General features: G+C 61.4%; 15 protein-coding genes. 5 read left to right on the plus strand and 10 right to left on the minus strand.

The features are described from left to right. Positions 1-2: 2 nt before the first annotated feature. Both NRG23_RS09315 and NRG23_RS09320 read left to right on the plus strand, forming a co-directional pair. On the plus strand, positions 3-566 hold the full coding sequence (locus NRG23_RS09315; protein WP_009047970.1) for a CsiV family protein: 564 nt from the start codon (positions 3-5) through the stop codon (positions 564-566). 11 nt (positions 567-577) lie between these two features. Further along, complete coding sequence (locus NRG23_RS09320; RefSeq protein ID WP_028682990.1) at positions 578-3,271, plus strand: DEAD/DEAH box helicase; 2,694 nt, start codon at positions 578-580, stop codon at positions 3,269-3,271. A gap of 104 nt (positions 3,272-3,375) precedes the next feature. On the opposite strand, the gene NRG23_RS09325 is transcribed toward NRG23_RS09320, so the two are convergent. From NRG23_RS09325 to NRG23_RS09335, 3 genes are all read right to left on the minus strand, one after another. Continuing rightward, positions 3,376-4,119, minus strand: a complete 744-nt coding sequence (locus NRG23_RS09325) for an S-methyl-5'-thioinosine phosphorylase (protein WP_028682991.1) — start codon at positions 4,117-4,119, stop codon at positions 3,376-3,378. 11 nt (positions 4,120-4,130) lie between these two features. Beyond that, positions 4,131-5,129 (minus strand): beta-N-acetylhexosaminidase, encoded by a 999-nt coding sequence (gene nagZ, locus NRG23_RS09330; protein ID WP_169915215.1) that lies wholly within the window; start codon positions 5,127-5,129, stop codon positions 4,131-4,133. A gap of 204 nt (positions 5,130-5,333) precedes the next feature. Then, positions 5,334-6,041: a TetR/AcrR family transcriptional regulator gene (locus NRG23_RS09335; protein WP_009047966.1), complete on the minus strand. Its 708-nt coding sequence runs from the start codon at positions 6,039-6,041 to the stop codon at positions 5,334-5,336. A gap of 252 nt (positions 6,042-6,293) precedes the next feature. Here NRG23_RS09335 and lexA point away from each other — a divergent pair, with 252 nt between their 5' ends. Together lexA and sulA are read left to right on the plus strand one after the other, a co-directional pair. Then, the gene (lexA, locus tag NRG23_RS09340) at positions 6,294-6,902 is read left to right on the plus strand and encodes a transcriptional repressor LexA (RefSeq protein ID WP_007921301.1); all 609 of its coding nucleotides are present in this window, start codon (positions 6,294-6,296) and stop codon (positions 6,900-6,902) included. 10 nt (positions 6,903-6,912) lie between these two features. Then, positions 6,913-7,386, plus strand: a complete 474-nt coding sequence (gene sulA, locus NRG23_RS09345) for an SOS-induced cell division inhibitor SulA (RefSeq protein ID WP_007921302.1) — start codon at positions 6,913-6,915, stop codon at positions 7,384-7,386. 104 nt (positions 7,387-7,490) lie between these two features. On the opposite strand, the gene NRG23_RS09350 is transcribed toward sulA, so the two are convergent. The 7 genes from NRG23_RS09350 to NRG23_RS09380 form a co-directional block, all read right to left on the minus strand. Continuing rightward, positions 7,491-7,724, minus strand: a complete 234-nt coding sequence (locus NRG23_RS09350; RefSeq protein ID WP_009042980.1) for a hypothetical protein — start codon at positions 7,722-7,724, stop codon at positions 7,491-7,493. Between the two features lie 272 nt (positions 7,725-7,996). Beyond that, positions 7,997-8,521, minus strand: a complete 525-nt coding sequence (locus tag NRG23_RS09355) for a DUF6586 family protein (RefSeq protein WP_009047965.1) — start codon at positions 8,519-8,521, stop codon at positions 7,997-7,999. Positions 8,522-8,663: 142 nt separating this feature from the next. Continuing rightward, complete coding sequence (gene topA, locus NRG23_RS09360; protein WP_257374472.1) at positions 8,664-11,276, minus strand: type I DNA topoisomerase; 2,613 nt, start codon at positions 11,274-11,276, stop codon at positions 8,664-8,666. Between the two features lie 114 nt (positions 11,277-11,390). After that, positions 11,391-11,627, minus strand: coding sequence for a DUF1653 domain-containing protein (locus NRG23_RS09365; protein ID WP_023968538.1), 237 nt, complete (start codon positions 11,625-11,627; stop codon positions 11,391-11,393). Positions 11,628-11,716: 89 nt separating this feature from the next. Next, positions 11,717-12,892, minus strand: coding sequence for an acetyl-CoA C-acyltransferase FadA (fadA, locus tag NRG23_RS09370; protein ID WP_009047962.1), 1,176 nt, complete (start codon positions 12,890-12,892; stop codon positions 11,717-11,719). Positions 12,893-12,921: 29 nt separating this feature from the next. Continuing rightward, a complete protein-coding gene (gene fadB / locus NRG23_RS09375) occupies positions 12,922-15,069 on the minus strand; it encodes a fatty acid oxidation complex subunit alpha FadB (RefSeq protein ID WP_009047961.1) in 2,148 nt (715 codons plus the stop codon). 565 nt (positions 15,070-15,634) lie between these two features. Then, entirely contained in the window at positions 15,635-16,072 is a 438-nt protein-coding gene (locus NRG23_RS09380; RefSeq protein ID WP_009047960.1) for a hypothetical protein, read from the minus strand. Between the two features lie 104 nt (positions 16,073-16,176). Between NRG23_RS09380 and NRG23_RS09385 the strand changes: the two genes are divergently transcribed. Next, positions 16,177-16,614, plus strand: coding sequence for a universal stress protein (locus NRG23_RS09385; protein ID WP_007921319.1), 438 nt, complete (start codon positions 16,177-16,179; stop codon positions 16,612-16,614). Positions 16,615-16,637 lie beyond the last annotated feature (23 nt).

Consider the following 16,637-nt stretch of genomic DNA (forward strand, 5'->3'; position numbering starts at 1 on the left):
CCATGCGCCTGTTTCGCTCACTGACCTTGCTCCTGACCCTGGTCGCTCCCTCGGCGTTTGCCGACATGTATCAGGTCGAAATGATTCTGGTCCGGCAGAACGCGGTTCCCGCCATCGTCAGCCGCGCCGCCCCCGAAGACTGGGCCGCTGGCGCCCAACACCTGGGCGCCGACAGCCAGCGCACCCCGGCGCTGGGCAGCGTGGTCGAGAAACTCACCGCCAGCGGCGACTACAGCGTGCTGATGCACAAGGCCTGGCAGCAGGCGCTGGACGAAAACCCGGTGAAAATCGCCGTCAGCGAGGGCCAGGAACAGTTCGGCCAGTTCCCGATCGAGGGCACCCTGACCCTCAAGCTCGGGCGCTTCACCGATGTGGATGCGCAGTTCTGGGTCAACCAGATCGACAGCAATGGCCTGGTGACCGCCAGCGAACGCCTGAAGCAGGAAAGCCACACCAAGAACGGCCAGCTCAACTACCTCGACAACGGTCACCTGGCCCTGCTGATCAAGATCACCTCGCTGTCGGCCCCCGCGCCGCGCGAGGCGCCTCCTGAAATCGTGGACTGACAGAAGTCCCTATGCCCCCGACCCTGACCAAACCCCTGGCGCCTTCCTGGGTCAGCCGATTCAAGGAACAAGCCCTGGAGCGTGGCCGCCGCTACGCCCTGGAGAACCGCGTCAGGATCGTCCAGGCCGGCGACAGCGTCATCACCGCCAGTTGCGAAGGTTCGGGGGGCAACGTCTATCGACAGACCATCAGCCTGCGCGAGTCGGCCAAGAACACCTTGCTGATGGTCGAAGCCTCCTGCACCTGCCCGGTGCGCAGCAATTGCAAACACATCGCCGCGGTGCTGCTGAAAATCGAGGAAACCCTGGCCTACCCGGCAGCGGCGAAAGACGCCGAGCTGCTGGAAAAACTCCAGGCTGTGCTGGAGAACCGCAGCCCCGCCCCGCTGCCGCAACAGATCGTCGACAACGTGCAGCCAATACCCCGGCTGTGGCTGGCCAGCATCGAGTTCAGCGCCTTCGAACCGCGCAACGGCAAGATGCAGCGCTACATCCAGCACCGTGCCGCGCTGTCGTTCAGCTACCTGGAGGAATACGTCAGCGGGCAGAAAAACGCCGACGTGCTGATTCGCCAGGAACACCAGACCCTGCGCATCAAGCGCCAGCCGGAAGTCGAACAACGCTATCGCGAACAGTTGCGGGCCTTGGGTTTCAAGATCGCCACCCGGCAGAGCAAGGCCCTGCCGGAAAGCGCTGGCGAGCTGTATGAAATGGTCAACGACAGCGCCTGGCTGACCTTCACCCTCAACGAATTGCCCAAGCTGCGCACCCAGGGCTGGGAGCTGCAGATCGACGACGACTTCGGCTTCGACCTGACCGCCGTGGACGACTGGTACGCCACGGTGGACGAAGCGCCGGGGCGCGACTGGTTCGACCTGGAACTGGGCATCATCGTCAACGGCGAGCGCCTGAGCCTGCTGCCGATCCTGCTCAACCTGATGCGCTCCCACACCGAAATCCTCAACCCGGAACGCCTGGCCAAACGCCGGGATGACGAACTGATCCTGGTAAATATTCCCGGGCGTCCCAACTCGCCCAACGGTCCCCTGCAAGTGGCGCTGCCCTACGGCCGGCTGAAGCCGGTGCTGGCCACCCTCGGTGAGTTCTATCTGCAGGAGCCCGGCGAAACTACATTGCGCCTGAGCAGTGCCGACGCGACCCGCCTCAATCCGCTGGAGGACCTGCCCCTGCTCTGGGAGGGCGGCGAACATATCCGCTCCTTCGCCCAACGGCTGCGGGATATCAAGGATTACTCGGCCCCCGCGCCAGAAGGCCTGAACGCCACCCTGCGCCCCTATCAACTCGAAGGCCTGAGCTGGATGCAGTCCCTGCGCCAGCTGGAAGTCGGCGGCATCCTGGCCGACGACATGGGCCTGGGCAAAACCCTGCAGACCCTGGCCCACGTGCTCAGCGAAAAGAACGCCGGGCGCCTGGACCGGCCGTGCATGGTGGTGATGCCCACCAGCCTGATCCCCAACTGGCTCGACGAGGCGGCGCACTTCACGCCGCAGCTCAAGGTCCTGGCCCTGTATGGCGCCGGCCGCAAGAAGCACTTCGCCCGACTGGCCGACTACGACCTGATCCTCACCACCTACGCGCTGCTGCCCAAGGATGTCGAGCAGCTCGCCGCCCTGCCCCTGCATGTCCTGGTGCTGGATGAGGCGCAATACATCAAGAACCCGTCGAGCAAGGCGGCCCAGGCCGCGCGCGCGCTCAACGCCCGGCAGCGCCTGTGCCTGAGCGGCACGCCCCTGGAGAATCACCTGGGCGAGCTGTGGTCGCTGTTCCACTTCCTGCTGCCCGGCTGGCTGGGAGACGTGAAGAGCTTCAATCGCGACTACCGCGTGCCGATCGAAAAGCACGCCAGCGAAGTGCGCCTGCAGCACCTCAATGGACGGATCAAGCCCTTCCTGCTGCGCCGCACCAAGGAACAGGTGGCCACCGAGCTGCCGCCCAAGACCGAGATCATCCATTGGGTGGAACTCAATGAAGCCCAGCGCGATGTGTACGAAACCATGCGCCTGGCCATGGACAAGAAAGTCCGCGACGAGATCACCCGCAAGGGTGTGGCCCGCAGCCAGATCATCATTCTTGAAGCGCTGCTGAAACTGCGCCAGGTGTGTTGCGACCTGCGCCTGGTCAACGAGGATGCGGTGCCGACGCGAGGCAGTTCCTCCGGCAAGCTCGACAGCCTGATGGAAATGCTCGAGGAGCTGTTCGACGAGGGCCGGCGCATCCTGCTGTTCTCGCAATTCACCTCGATGCTGAGCCTGATCGAGGCCGAGCTGAAGCGGCGCAACGTCGCCTATGCCCTGCTGACCGGGCAGACCCGCGACCGCCGCACGCCGGTCAGGGACTTCCAGAGCGGCAAGCTGCAGATCTTCCTGATCAGCCTGAAAGCCGGCGGCGTCGGCCTCAACCTGACCGAAGCCGATACCGTGATCCACTACGACCCCTGGTGGAACCCGGCCACGGAAAACCAGGCCACCGACCGCGCCTATCGGATCGGCCAGGAGAAGCCGGTGTTCGTCTACAAGTTGATTGCCCGCGGCACGGTGGAAGAGAAAATCCAGCACCTGCAACAGGAGAAGTCCGACCTGGCGGCGGGCGTGCTGGATGGGCGCAAGGCCGGCGACTGGAAGCTGCAGAGCGAAGACATCGAAGCCCTCTTCGCCCCGCTGCCCGACAAGAAAGGCGGACGCTGATCTGTAGCCGCTGGCGCAGCCTGTGATCGGCTGCGCAGCAGGCGTGAATACGCGGATTCAGGTTTTGCGAGCGCTACGCGCTCGATCGCAGCCTTTACCAGCGGCTACAGGTTTGCCGCGAGGACCCGCGCCAGCGTCGACTTCACCTTGCCCATGCCGCCCTGCAATGCCTGTTCGATCTCGGCCATGGTAATCACCGCAGCGGACTTGCCCGCCGCCGGGTTCACCACCAGCGCCAGGCAGGCGTAGTCCAGCTCCAGCTCACGGGCCAGCGCCGCTTCCGGCATGCCGGTCATGCCGACGATGTCGCAGCCGTCACGCTCCAGGCGGGCGATCTCCGCCACGGTCTCCAGGCGCGGGCCCTGGGTGCAGGCGTACACACCCTGGCTGCTGAATTCACAGCCCTCGGCCTCCAGCGCGACAATCAACTGCTGGCGCAGCGACTCGCTGTAGGGATAGCTGAAGTCGATGTGGGTGACCTGCTCCAGGTCGTCGGCAAAGTAGGTGTGCTCGCGACCGCTGGTGTAGTCGATCAGTTGATGCGGCACGCAGAAATGCCCGGAGCCCATCGCCGGATGAATGCCACCCACCGCGTTGACCGCCAGGACCGCCTCGGCACCAGCCTGCTTCAACGCCCAGAGGTTGGCCCGATAGTTCACCTGATGCGGCGGCAAGCGATGCGGATGACCGTGGCGCGCCAGAAACAACACCTCGCGCCCGGCGTATTCACCCTTCTGGATATCCGCCGACGGAGCGCCATAAGGCGTGTCCAGGGGCAAGGATTGGTGAATGCTCAAGCCTTCGAGCCGGGTCAGGCCGGTACCGCCGATAATCGCGTAAACCGTCATCGCAAAAGTCCTTAATCGATCAGCTGGGCATCCTTGAGTGCGCCGAGCGCCGCCAGCCAGCGCGGATCCTGGCGATAGTCGGTGCAAGCGAACGCCTGGCCGCGCATCCGCGCAATACGCGCCGACGGTGTCACTTTCAGACGCTGGGCCGCGCTCAAGGCCAGCTCGGCCGCCGCCCGGTCGTTACACACCAAGCCCATGTCGCAACCGGCCGACAGCGCCGCTTCGATCCGGCTCGCGGCATCGCCAACCACGTGCGCACCGGCCATCGACAGGTCGTCACTGAAGATGACGCCGTCGAATTGCAATTCACCGCGCAGGATCTCTTGCAGCCAACGGCGGGAGAACCCGGCCGGCTGGGCATCGACCTGAGGGTAGATAACGTGGGCCGGCATCACCGCCGCCAATTGCTTGCTCAGGCGCGCGAAAGGCACCAGATCCTTGGCGCGAATCTCGTCGAGGCTGCGCTCGTCGTTGGGGATCGCCACGTGGGAGTCCGCCTCGGCCCAGCCGTGCCCGGGGAAATGCTTGCCCGTGGCCGCCATGCCGGCACTGTTCATGCCACGGATAAAGGCACCCGCCAGCAACGCGGCGCGCTCGGGGTCGCCCTCGAAGGAACGAGTACCCACCACAGCGCTGCGCTGATGATCGAGGTCCAGCACCGGCGCGAAGCTCAGGTCCAGGCCGACGGCCAGCACTTCGGTGGCCATGATCCAGCCGCACTGCTCGGCCAGGTATTCGGCATTCGGGTTGTCGGCGATGGCACGCATGGCCGGCAGCCGCACGAAGCCCTGGCGCAGGCGCTGCACGCGGCCGCCTTCCTGGTCCACCGCCAGCAGCAGGTCCGGGCGAATCGCCCGAATGGACGCGCTCAGCTCACGCACCTGCCGCGGATGCTCGATATTGCGGGCAAAGATGATCAACCCACCCACTTCGGGCTGGCGCAGGAGCTGGCGATCTTCAGCTGTCAGCCAGGTACCGGCGACATCCACCATCAAGGAGCCTTGCAGGCCTGTGGTCATAGCAATTCCTTAGTAACGAAGTGCGCGCACGGCATCGCAAAGGGTGCTGGCGTGGCGCGGACGCACGAGTCCATTGCCGGCGGCAAAGCCCGGCAAGCGACGATCGGCGAAAGATGTGAAAGGAGGTAGGAAACGAGAGTCGACATGGGCGGCTAGCTTAGCGGATGTAAGCTGCCGCGCCCACCCGGACGGTCAGGCCTTGGCGACCGCCGGAGTCGATTTGCTGCGCGGCTTGAGTTGCGCCGCAGCCATGGCATCGTCGGTGACGCCGGTTTCAGCGCGCATGCCGGCCGCGAGGAATGGCACCATCAGGCGCATTACCTGCTCGATCGAGGTATTGACCCCGAAGTCGGTCTCGGCAATCGCCCGCAACGCCTTGATCCCCGACATGCTGAACGCCGCCGCTCCGAGCATGAAGTGCACACGCCAGAACAGTTCGATCGGAGGGATGCGCGGCGCAGCTTCGTTGACCAGCAGCATGTAGCGGCGGAAGACCTTGCCGTACATGTCTTCCAGATAACGCCGCAGGTGCCCCTGGCTCTGGCTGAAGGCCAGGCCCAGAAGACGCATGAAGATGGACAGATCGTTGCCGCTGCGAGGCTGGACCACCAGGGCCTGCTCGACGAGGATTTCCAGCAGCTCTTCGAGGCTTGGCTTGCTGTCCGGCTTGGCCGAACGCCGCTCCAGCTCACGGTCGAGGCTGATGCAGAACGGCCCGAGGAAGCGCGAGAACACTGCCTGGATCAGGGCCTTCTTGGAACCGAAATGATAATTCACCGCCGCCAGGTTGACCCCGGCCTTGCTGGTGATCAGCCGCAATGAGGTTTCGGCAAAACCTTTTTCCGCGAACAACTGCTCGGCAGCATCGAGAATGCGTTCAACGGTTTCCGACTGGGCCATGGCTACTCCGCCTGACAAACACTTGTTTGAAACATACGTTTCAGCCCCAGTCTTGTCAAGCCTGCCTGTCCGTTTTGCGGCCGGTCAGTCAGCTATTTAACCATACCTGCCGCGTCCTGTAGCCAGCCACGCGACACCAGGCATACGCAGCGGCGACCCGACCGTCCAGCGGCGACTGGAAAAAGGAGGATTGCCAAGCGCCATTCACTGTATATAATTCCAGTCACTGTATAAAAAGACAGAGCGATCGATATGCTAAAACTGACGCCACGCCAAGCTGAGATTCTGGCTTTTATCAAACGTTGCCTCGAAGACAACGGCTACCCACCGACCCGCGCGGAAATCGCCCAGGAACTGGGTTTCAAGTCGCCCAACGCCGCCGAAGAACACCTCAAGGCGCTGGCCCGCAAGGGTGCGATCGAAATGACTCCAGGCGCCTCTCGCGGCATTCGCATCCCGGGGTTCGAAGCCAAGCCCGACGACTCCAGCCTGCCCATCATCGGCCGGGTTGCCGCCGGCGCGCCGATCCTCGCCGAGCAGCACATCGAAGAGTCCTGCAATATCAACCCGGCCTTCTTCCATCCACGCGCGGACTACCTGCTGCGGGTTCACGGCATGAGCATGAAGGACATCGGCATCTTCGATGGCGACCTGCTGGCCGTGCACACCACTCGCGAGGCCCGCAATGGCCAGGTCGTCGTCGCCCGCATTGGCGACGAAGTCACCGTGAAACGCTTCAAGCGCGAAGGCAGCAAAGTCTGGCTGATCGCCGAAAACCCTGAGTTCGCCCCTATCGAAGTCAACCTGAAAGATCAGGACCTGGTGATCGAAGGCTTGAGTGTCGGCGTCATTCGCCGCTAAAGGAGGCTCTATGCAGTTCCCTCACACACCACAGCATGCACAACTGCCGCTGTTCGAAGCCTTCATGGCCCAGCCTCTGGCGCCTATCCTCAAAGAGGTAGTCGAATCGCCCTGGAGCAACGAACCGGAAGCCTTCAGTGAACTGTCGTTACGCGGTGCCGCCGGGAATTGCCTGAGCCTGCTCGCGCCTATCCTCAGGGAACTGAGCCAGGACCAGGACGCGCGCTGGCTGACATTGATTGCCCCGCCGGCAAGCCTGACCCAGGCCTGGTTGCGGGATGCCGGCCTGAACCGCGAACGGATCCTGCTGCTGCACCCGCGCGGCGCCCAAAGCGCGCAACAACTGGCTTGCGAGGCTCTGCGCCTGGGACGCAGCCACACCGTCGTCAGCTGGCTCAATCCATTGAACAGCAGCGCCCGTCAGCAACTTATCAGCGCAGCCCGCACGGGCGACGCACAAAGCCTGAATATTCGTCTGGGCTGACCGCTAGAAGCGTCGATGGACACGCTTGAATGACACAAGGCTTCTCCAGGATTGAGAAGCCGAAAGGAGGCGACGAACGACAGCAAAAAAACCGACAAACGGACTCAGTGAAGAATCCGTGGTCCCTCTTCTTTCTCCAATTCGCCTTCAACCAGGCGACCCGCCATCTGCACACCCACGCTCAACATGGCCTTGGCCACCTCGACATGCTGGCCTTGCAAGAAGGCTTTGGCATCCTCTGAAAAGTCCAGAGTGACCAGAGAACCCTCGTCCTCAGCCCTGCGCAGCTCGATACGACCGTCTGGCAATTCGACAATTTCTAGAAAGGACGTTGGCATAAAGGTCTGTTCTCCACGAAAGGCCGGGATTATATCAGTCATCACCCCGACCTCGCGCGGGCCCAAGCGGTTTTCTTTATTTGCCCGGGGTTACGAGCAGGCATTTGTCACAGAAATTCGATTTGCAATCAGAACTGGCAACGGCTTCCTAAGCGGAAAAACCGCGTAATGACCTGTTTCTTGTTGATGGCGCGCTGACCATCGAGCTTGGGAGCATCTGGACGTCGCTGTTGAACGCCTACTCATCCTTGAATGGTGAGTCGTACCGCAGCTCAACACTCATTCAGACCGTCACGGAAGCGTATAGCCAAAGCCTTGAGGTTCTGACGCCATTGCTCCAGCTCTTCCCGGCTCAGCTCCGGCGCCTGCTCTTCTTCATCGAGGTTCACTGCGACGATCAGCGGCTGGGTGACATCGCCCTTGGGTTTATGCGGTACCCGCGGTGGCTGGAACATCGCCGAATGGGCAGCCAGCAGCTTCGCCAGCCAGGTTTCCGGGTTATGGGCCAGCTCCACCAACTCGGCCAGCTCGGGGATGGCGATGCTTTCCAGCACCTCGCGGGTCAGCAGCAGCTCCGCGCGAGGCGCATTGGCCTGCGGGAGGCGATAGAAGCCAGCAATCTCGTGACACAAGCCAAGCAGCGCGCCGTACAGATGAAACAACACCGATTCTCGCCCGGCCTGCACCAGCGCCTGAGCATTCATTGCCCCGCCCGCTTCGGCTCGCGCCAAGGCTTCCAGCGACAGGCCGGCGAAGTAAATTTTCTGGTTGGTACGGGTATAGAGTTCGTGGGCCATGACAGCAATCTCCACAACGAATAGATAACAGCGGGCTGGCCGTACAGTGTCGTGGAACACTCCAGCCCACCGCAAGCCCAAAAAGAAAGGCCGCGTACCCTTAGAAGTTTACGCGGCCTGTCAGAAGCGTCCGATGCGGACCTTAACGCTTGTCTTCGACTTTCCAGCTACCACCGTCGTAGAACGCACGCCAGCCGGTCGGCTTGCCGTCGACTTCGGTCTGCACGTACTGCTCCTTGGTCTTGCGGCTGTAGCGGATCACCGCCGGACGACCCTCCGGGTCCTTCTTCGGCGCTTCGCAGAGGAAGTGATACTTCGGATCGATCTCGTCCTTGTGCGGGATCAGCTCGAGCACCAGCGGTGCGCGGGTCTCACGGTTTTTCGGGAACTGGCTGGCTGCCAGGAACAGACCCGAAGCCCCGTCGCGCAGGATATAGGTGTCGTTGACCTTCTCGCATTTCAGCTCGGGCATCTTCACCGGGTCCATCTTCGGTGGCGCCGCGTCACCGTTCTTGAGCAGCTTGCGGGTGTTCTTGCAGGTCGGATTGGTGCAGCCGAAGAACTTGCCGAAACGACCGGTCTTGAGCTGCATCTCGCTGCCGCACTTGTCGCACTCCAGGCTCGGACCTTCGTAGCCCTTGATGCGGTAGCTGCCCTCTTCGATCTCGTAGCCCGCGCAATCCGGGTTGTTACCGCAGATGTGCAACTTGCGTTTCTCGTCCAGCAGATAGGCGTCCATCGCCGTGCTGCAGATCGGGCAACGGTGCTTGCCGCGCAGTACCAGCGACTCGGATTCACCCTCGTCGTCTGCGGCGATCTCGTCGCCCGGCACCAGGTTGACCGTCGCCTTGCAGCGTTCTTTCGGTGGCAGGCTGTAACCCGAACAACCGAGGAACACACCGGTGGACGCCGTACGAATCTGCATCGGACGACCACAAGTCAGGCACGGGATATCGGTCATCACCGGCTGGTTGGCGCGCATGCCGCTGTCGCTGCCTTCGGCCACTTCGAGCTTCTTCTTGAAGTCGCCGTAGAACTCGTCGAGGACGTTTTTCCAGTCGCGCTCGCCCTGGGCCACGTCATCGAGGTGCTCTTCCATGCCGGCAGTGAAGCCGTAGTCCATCAGGTTGGAGAAACTCTCGGACAGACGCTCGGTGACGATGTCGCCCATCTTTTCCGAATAGAAACGACGGTTGTGCAGCGCCACGTAGCCACGGTCCTGGATGGTGGAAATGATCGCCGCGTAGGTCGAAGGACGACCGATGCCACGCTTTTCCATTTCCTTGACCAGGCTGGCTTCGGAGTAACGCGCCGGCGGCTTGGTGAAGTGCTGGCTCGGGTCGAGCTTGATCAGCTTCAGCACATCGCCCTGCGCCATGTCCGGCAGGACATCGTCGTCGCCCGGCTTGCTCATCTGCGGCATGACACGGGTGTAGCCGTCGAACTTGAGGATACGACCCTTGGCACGCAGCTCGAAGCCACCAGCGGCGACGCTGACGGTGGTCGACAGGTATTGCGCCGGCAGCATCTGGCAGGCCACGAACTGGCGCCAGATCAGCTCGTAGAGGCGCTCGGCGTCACGTTCCATGCCCGACAGCTTGCTTGGGTGGGTATTCACATCGGACGGCCGAATCGCTTCGTGCGCCTCCTGGGCCCCTTCCTTGCTGCTGTAGAAGTTCGGCGAGGACGGCAGGTACTTGTTGCCGAACTCTTCTTCGATATAGGTCCGCGCCATCGTCAGGGCATCAGCCGAGAGGTTGGTCGAGTCGGTACGCATATAAGTGATGTAACCGGCTTCATACAGACGCTGGGCCATCATCATGGTTTTCTTCACCCCGAAGCCCAGGCGGTTGCTCGCGGCCTGCTGCAGGGTAGAAGTAATGAACGGGGCCGACGGCTTGCTGCTGGTCGGTTTGTCTTCGCGCTTGGCGATGGTGTAGGTCGAAGCCTTGAGCTTCTCCAGCGCCGCCATGGCCTGGGCTTCGTTCAGCGGCTTGAAGGCCTCGCCGTTTTCACGGGCCACTTCGAAGCGCACATTGGCGCCCTTGGCGGTGCCGAGGTCGGCATGAACTTCCCAGTACTCTTCAGGGATGAAAGCACGGATTTCGCGCTCGCGCTCCACCACCAGCTTCACCGCCACCGATTGCACACGACCGGCAGACAGGCCACGGGCAATTTTGGCCCACAGCAGCGGCGAAACCATGTAACCCACCACGCGGTCGAGGAAGCGACGCGCCTGCTGGGCGTTGACCCGATCGATATCCAGCTCGCCCGGCTGGGAGAAGGCTTCCTGGATCGCCTTCTTGGTGATTTCGTTGAACACCACGCGCTTGTAGCGGCTGTCATCCCCACCAATGGCTTCCCGCAGGTGCCAGGCAATGGCCTCCCCTTCGCGGTCCAAGTCCGTTGCGAGATAGATGGTGTCGGCATCCTTGGCGAGCCGGCGCAGCTCTTCGATGACTTTTTCCTTGCCTGGAAGGATCTCGTACTTGGCTTTCCAGCCGTGGTCCGGATCGACTCCCATGCGCGAGACCAGCTGCTTGCGCGCCTTCTCCTTGGCCGACAGCGCCGGTGCTTCACCAGCAGCCGCCTTGCCTCGCTTGGCGGCAGGCTCTTTGGCGGCGCTCGCCGAACCACTGGTGGGCAGGTCTCGGATATGGCCGATACTCGACTTCACCACGTATTGGTTACCCAAGTACTTGTTGATGGTCTTGGCCTTAGCCGGGGATTCCACAATGACCAGCGATTTGCCCATGGATCGGAAAATTCCTGAATTCGAGAAGTGAGAGGCGGTTGGCGCCTGACGCGGCACCGCTATATATAGTGGCAACAAGGTGAGGTCAAGCGCAGGGTTCTGCGCGACCTCGGCTCATGGCCGTGAAAAAAGACTGGGTTCGGCCTGCACCAAAGCAAAGCGTGGCACCTGCTCGCCGTCAACTTCGACCGACTCCAGGAACATGCTCAAGGGGCGCACCCAAAAGCCGTAATCGCCATACAGGGCTTGATAGAACACCACTTCCTCTTCCGTCTCGGAATGCCGCGCCACGCTGAAAACGCGGTACTGCGGTCCCTTGTAATGCTGATAGAGCCCGGGTTGTAATTGCATGTTCTGGCCCTCGCGCAAAATAAAAAATAATAAATCTTCAGAAAAACAAAAACCGGGGCACTGGGCCCCGGCTTCCATCAACGCAACGCTTAAACGCGTTCGAAGACAGTGGCAATACCCTGACCGAGGCCAATGCACATGGTGGACACGCCAAAGGTGCCGCCATTCTGCTTCATGACATTGAGCAAGGTGCCGGAGATACGCGCACCGGAACAACCGAACGGATGACCCAGGGCGATCGCGCCGCCGTGCAGGTTAACCTTCTCGTCCATCTTGTCGAGCACTTTCAAATCTTTCAGCACTGGCAGAGCCTGCGCCGCGAAAGCTTCGTTGAGCTCGAAGAAGTCGATATCGGCAATTCCCAGACCCGCGCGCTTCAATGCTTTCTGCGTGGCCGGTACTGGACCATAGCCCATGATCGCCGGATCCACACCCGCCACCGCCATCGAGCGGATCACCGCCAGCGGCTGGATGCCCAGGTCCTGGGCACGCTGCGCCGACATCACGATCATGCATGAAGCACCATCGGTGATCTGCGACGAAGTACCGGCAGTCACGGTACCGCCCTTCGGATTGAAGGCCGGCTTGAGGGCCGCCAGGCTTTCCAGGGTGGTCTCGGGACGAATGGTTTCGTCGTAGTCGAACAGTTTCAGGAAACCATTCTCGTCATAGCCCTGCATCGGGATGATTTCGTCCTTGAACTTGCCTTCCACCGTCGCTTTGTGGGCGAGCTGATGGGAACGCACGCCAAAGGCGTCCTGCTGTTCGCGAGTGATGCCGTGCATCTTGCCGAGCATTTCTGCGGTCAGGCCCATCATGCCCGAGGCTTTCGCCGCGTACAGGGACATGTGCGGGTTCGGGTCGACACCGTGCATCATGCTCACGTGGCCCATATGCTCGACGCCGCCAACCACGAATACGTCACCGTTGCCGGTCATGATTGCCTGGGCGGCGGTGTGCAGCGCGCTCATCGACGAGCCACACAGACGGCTGACGGTCTGGCCGGCCGAAGTGTGTGGGATCTGGGTCATCAGCGACGCCATGCGCGCGATGTTCCAGCCCTGCTCCAGGGTCTGGTTCACACAGCCCCAGATCACGTCCTCGACTTCCGCCGGATCGACCTTGGAGTTGCGTTCCAGCAATTTGCTGATCAGGTGCGCCGACATGTCTTCGGCGCGGGTGTTGCGGTGCATGCCGCCCTTGGAGCGGCCCATCGGAGTACGACCGAAGTCGACAATCACGACGTCTCTAGGATTCAAGCTCATATATTCACTCTCGCTCTAGTAGGGGGCGCTTAACCGAAGAAGCTCTGGCCATTCTTGGCCATCTCGCGCAGCTTCGCGGTCGGGTGGTACAGCGCGCCCAGATCGGCGTACTGGTCGGCCAGGGCAACGAACTCGGCAACACCGATCGAGTCGATGTAGCGCAGCGCACCGCCACGGAATGGAGGGAAACCAATACCGTACACCAGGCCCATATCGGCTTCGGCCGCGGTCTCGACGATGCCGTCTTCCAGGCAACGAACGGTTTCCAGGCACAGCGGGATCATCATCCAGTTGACGATGTCCTCGTCAGTGACTTCACGCTGCTCGTACACGATAGGCTTGAGCACTTCCAGCACCGACGGGTCGGCCACTTTCTTCTGCTTGCCTTTCTTGTCGGCCTCGTAGGCGTAGAAACCCTTGCCGTTCTTCTGGCCCAGACGCTTGGCTTCGTAGAGCACATCGATAGCCGAACGGCGATCGTCTTTCATGCGATCCGGGAAACCTTCGGCCATCACGTCACGACCGTGGTGGCCGGTGTCGATGCCGACCACGTCCATCAGGTAGGCCGGGCCCATCGGCCAGCCGAATTTTTCCATGACCTTGTCGATGCGCACGAAGTCCACACCGGCGCTGACCAGCTTGGCGAAACCGCCGAAGTACGGGAACAGCACGCGGTTGACCAGGAAGCCCGGGCAGTCGTTGACCACGATCGGGTTCTTGCCCATTTTCTTGGCGTAGGCAACGGTGGTGGCCACGGCCAGCTCGCTGGACTTCTCGCCACGGATGACTTCGACCAGCGGCATCATGTGCACCGGGTTGAAGAAGTGCATGCCGACGAAGTTTTCCGGACGCTTGAGGGCCTTGGCCAGCAGGCTGATGGAAATGGTCGAGGTGTTCGAAGCGAGGATGGTGTCCTCTTTGACCTGGTCTTCGACTTCGGCCAGAACCGCTTGCTTGACCTTAGGGTTCTCGACGACCGCTTCGACCACCAGGTCGACGTGGCCGAAGTCACCGTAGGACAGCGTAGGACGAATGCCGTTGAGCACCTCGGCCATCTTCGCCGCGGTCATGCGACCTTTATCGACACGGCCGACCAGCAGCTTGGCGGCTTCCGCCAGGCCTTGCTCGATACCGTGTTCGTTGATGTCTTTCATCAGGATCGGCGTGCCTTTGGACGCCGACTGATAGGCGATACCGCCACCCATGATGCCGGCACCCAGTACGGCGGCCTGCTTCACATCGTGGGCGATTTCGTCATAGGCCTTGGCCTTTTTCTTCAGCTCCTGATCATTCAGGAACAGACCGATCAGGCTCTGCGCAGCAGAGGTCTTGGCCAGTTTGACGAAGCCTGCGGCCTCGACTTCCAGCGCCTTGTCACGACCGAAGTTGGCGGCTTTCTGAATGGTCTTGATGGCTTCGACCGGCGCCGGGTAGTTCGGGCCAGCCTGGCCGGCGACAAAACCCTTGGCGGTTTCGAAGGACATCATCTGTTCGATGGCGTTGAGCTTGAGCTTTTCTAGCTTCGGCTGACGCTTGGCCTTGTAGTCGAACTCGCCGGAGATGGCGCGCTTGACGGTGGCCAGAGCCGCTTCATGCAGTTTTTCCGGGGCAACGACAGCGTCGACGGCGCCGACTTTCAGTGCGTCCTCGGCACGGTTTTCCTTGCCGGCGGCAATCCATTCGATGGCGTTGTCGGCACCGATGATGCGCGGCAGGCGAACGGTACCGCCGAAGCCCGGGTAGATACCCAGCTTGACTTCCGGCAGGCCGATCTTGGCGCTGGAGGACATGACGCGATAGTCAGCTGCCAGGCACATTTCCAGACCGCCGCCCAGCGCGATGCCATTGATCGCGGCAACGGTCGGAACGTTGAGGTCTTCGAAATCGCTGAAAATCTTGTTGGCTTCGAGGTTGCCTGCGACAAGCTCTGCATCCGGCAGCTTGAAGTTGTCGACAAATTCGGTGATGTCGGCGCCGACGATGAAGACGTCCTTGCCACTGCTGACGATCACACCCTTGACCGACGCATCTGCCTTGATGGCGTCTACGGCCGAACGCAATTCGTTCAGGGTAAGACGGTTGAACTTGTTGACGGACTCACCCTTGAGGTCGAAATTCAATTCGACGATGCCACTTTCAAGAGCCTTAACCGTGATGGCTTTACCTTCGTAAATCATCAACTGATCTCCACGATATGGAAGCTGAACAGTACACGTCGGACGCTAACTTCTGACTCGGCAACGACGTTTCCATCGATGCTATGCCAATCCGCCAGGCACACCCGCCAACGCGATAGTCGGGATTCTGGAAGAGCCGTCTGGTAATACAAACGCTCAATTCATACGCCCGTTTGATTTGGGTACGCCACATTCAGGCAAAATCCGACAATTGTCAATCGCCCAAAAGGTTGTTTAAAACGCGACTTCTTAGTCATTCCAGACGGGCACGCACCATCAACAAGCTTGCTCATCTCAGGACATTCATAGAATCAATCTTTAGAAAAGTCGCCCTAATACGTGGCCCCCGTAACCGATTCGCGGCTACGCTGGCACAATCCTGGAGCAAAAATATGGATGTCTGGCCGAAAACCAGGTGTAAGATCGGCGACAACTCTATCCCCGCCGGTCAGAACCAGGGGATCAGAAAGGATTTACCGGCCTGCCTGGCCAACCCCGCCCGACCCTGTCGGGCTTTTTATTGCCTGTTTTTCAACAACCTGGCCATTGCAGCGCAGGTCATGCTTCACGCCAGCGCCTTGAGTACCGCGGCAATGTCTTGCAAAACACTGGCTTCGCCACGTTCGCCCCAATACAAGACGATCATCTGCCGGTCGGCCTCGACCTTGAACACATTGGCCGGCAGCGTGCGAAAGTGCTCGAGCAAGGCCGGGTCCGCACAGGCTTCCCGCCATTGGTTGACCCACATGCCCGGCGCACTTTGCCAGTAGGCCCAGCAGGCCGGCTGTGTGCCGCGCCGCGGCCGATGGTATTGCGCACAGGGGCTTGGAGGCTGCGGATCCATCCAGTGCGGCCATTCCTGAGGCGCCAGTTGCATGCCCAGCCCCATGCGTCGCGCCTCCATGCGCAGGGCGATCTGCCCGCTCTGGCGGCGCGACGGGCGCAACCAGGCCAGCGGACTCAAGACCACTGCGAGGATTGACACCACTATCCAGACCGTCATATCTGTACTCCCGATTCTTGATGAGCCGATTGATCCAGGTCGGAACCAATCCGCTTGAAACCAGCCATACTTGAAGCTATTGCAATCCTCAGGAGGAGCACCTCATGCCCTACCACCATATTCTGGTCGCCGTAGATCTAACCGAAGAGTGCGATCCTGTTATCCACCGGGCACGCGAGCTGTCGGTCAGCAACAGCGCCAAATTGTCCCTGGTGCATATTGTCGAGCCGATGGCCATGGCGTTCGGCGGCGACGTGCCGATGGACCTGTCCCAATTGCAACAGCAGCAGTTCGACCAGGCCAAGGAACGCCTCGATCGCCTCATCACCAAATACCCCGAGCTGTCCAAGGAATACAGCCACCTGACCTATGGCCAGCCACGCCAGGAAATCCACCATCTGGCCAAGGAACAGGAATGCGACCTGATCGTGGTCGGCAGCCATGGCCGCCACGGCCTGGCCCTGCTATTGGGCTCGACCGCCAACGACGTGCTGCACGGCGCCCCTTGCGACGTGCTGGCCGTGCACCTGGTCAAACGCTGAGCCCGTCGCAGGCAGAATTCTCC

It is taken from the genome of Pseudomonas sp. T8 (assembly GCF_024610635.1).
GTDB classification, from domain to species: Bacteria; Pseudomonadota; Gammaproteobacteria; order Pseudomonadales; family Pseudomonadaceae; genus Aquipseudomonas; species Aquipseudomonas chlororaphis_I.

Excerpts from the sequence above, each read along its gene's own strand:
- NRG23_RS09380 (WP_009047960.1), bottom strand. The coding sequence starts at position 16,072 with ATGACGGTCTGGATAGTGGTGTCAATCCTCGCAGTGGTCTTGAGTCCG.
- NRG23_RS09315 (WP_009047970.1), top strand. The coding sequence starts at position 3 with ATGCGCCTGTTTCGCTCACTGACCTTGCTCCTGACCCTGGTCGCTCCC.
- NRG23_RS09365 (WP_023968538.1), bottom strand. The coding sequence starts at position 11,627 with ATGCAATTACAACCCGGGCTCTATCAGCATTACAAGGGACCGCAGTAC.
- sulA (WP_007921302.1), top strand. The coding sequence starts at position 6,913 with ATGCAGTTCCCTCACACACCACAGCATGCACAACTGCCGCTGTTCGAA.
- NRG23_RS09320 (WP_028682990.1), top strand. The coding sequence starts at position 578 with ATGCCCCCGACCCTGACCAAACCCCTGGCGCCTTCCTGGGTCAGCCGA.
- fadA (WP_009047962.1), bottom strand. The coding sequence starts at position 12,892 with ATGAGCTTGAATCCTAGAGACGTCGTGATTGTCGACTTCGGTCGTACT.
- NRG23_RS09325 (WP_028682991.1), bottom strand. The coding sequence starts at position 4,119 with ATGACGGTTTACGCGATTATCGGCGGTACCGGCCTGACCCGGCTCGAA.
- NRG23_RS09385 (WP_007921319.1), top strand. The coding sequence starts at position 16,177 with ATGCCCTACCACCATATTCTGGTCGCCGTAGATCTAACCGAAGAGTGC.
- NRG23_RS09335 (WP_009047966.1), bottom strand. The coding sequence starts at position 6,041 with ATGGCCCAGTCGGAAACCGTTGAACGCATTCTCGATGCTGCCGAGCAG.
- lexA (WP_007921301.1), top strand. The coding sequence starts at position 6,294 with ATGCTAAAACTGACGCCACGCCAAGCTGAGATTCTGGCTTTTATCAAA.
- NRG23_RS09355 (WP_009047965.1), bottom strand. The coding sequence starts at position 8,521 with ATGGCCCACGAACTCTATACCCGTACCAACCAGAAAATTTACTTCGCC.
- fadB (WP_009047961.1), bottom strand. The coding sequence starts at position 15,069 with ATGATTTACGAAGGTAAAGCCATCACGGTTAAGGCTCTTGAAAGTGGC.
- NRG23_RS09350 (WP_009042980.1), bottom strand. The coding sequence starts at position 7,724 with ATGCCAACGTCCTTTCTAGAAATTGTCGAATTGCCAGACGGTCGTATC.
- topA (WP_257374472.1), bottom strand. The coding sequence starts at position 11,276 with ATGGGCAAATCGCTGGTCATTGTGGAATCCCCGGCTAAGGCCAAGACC.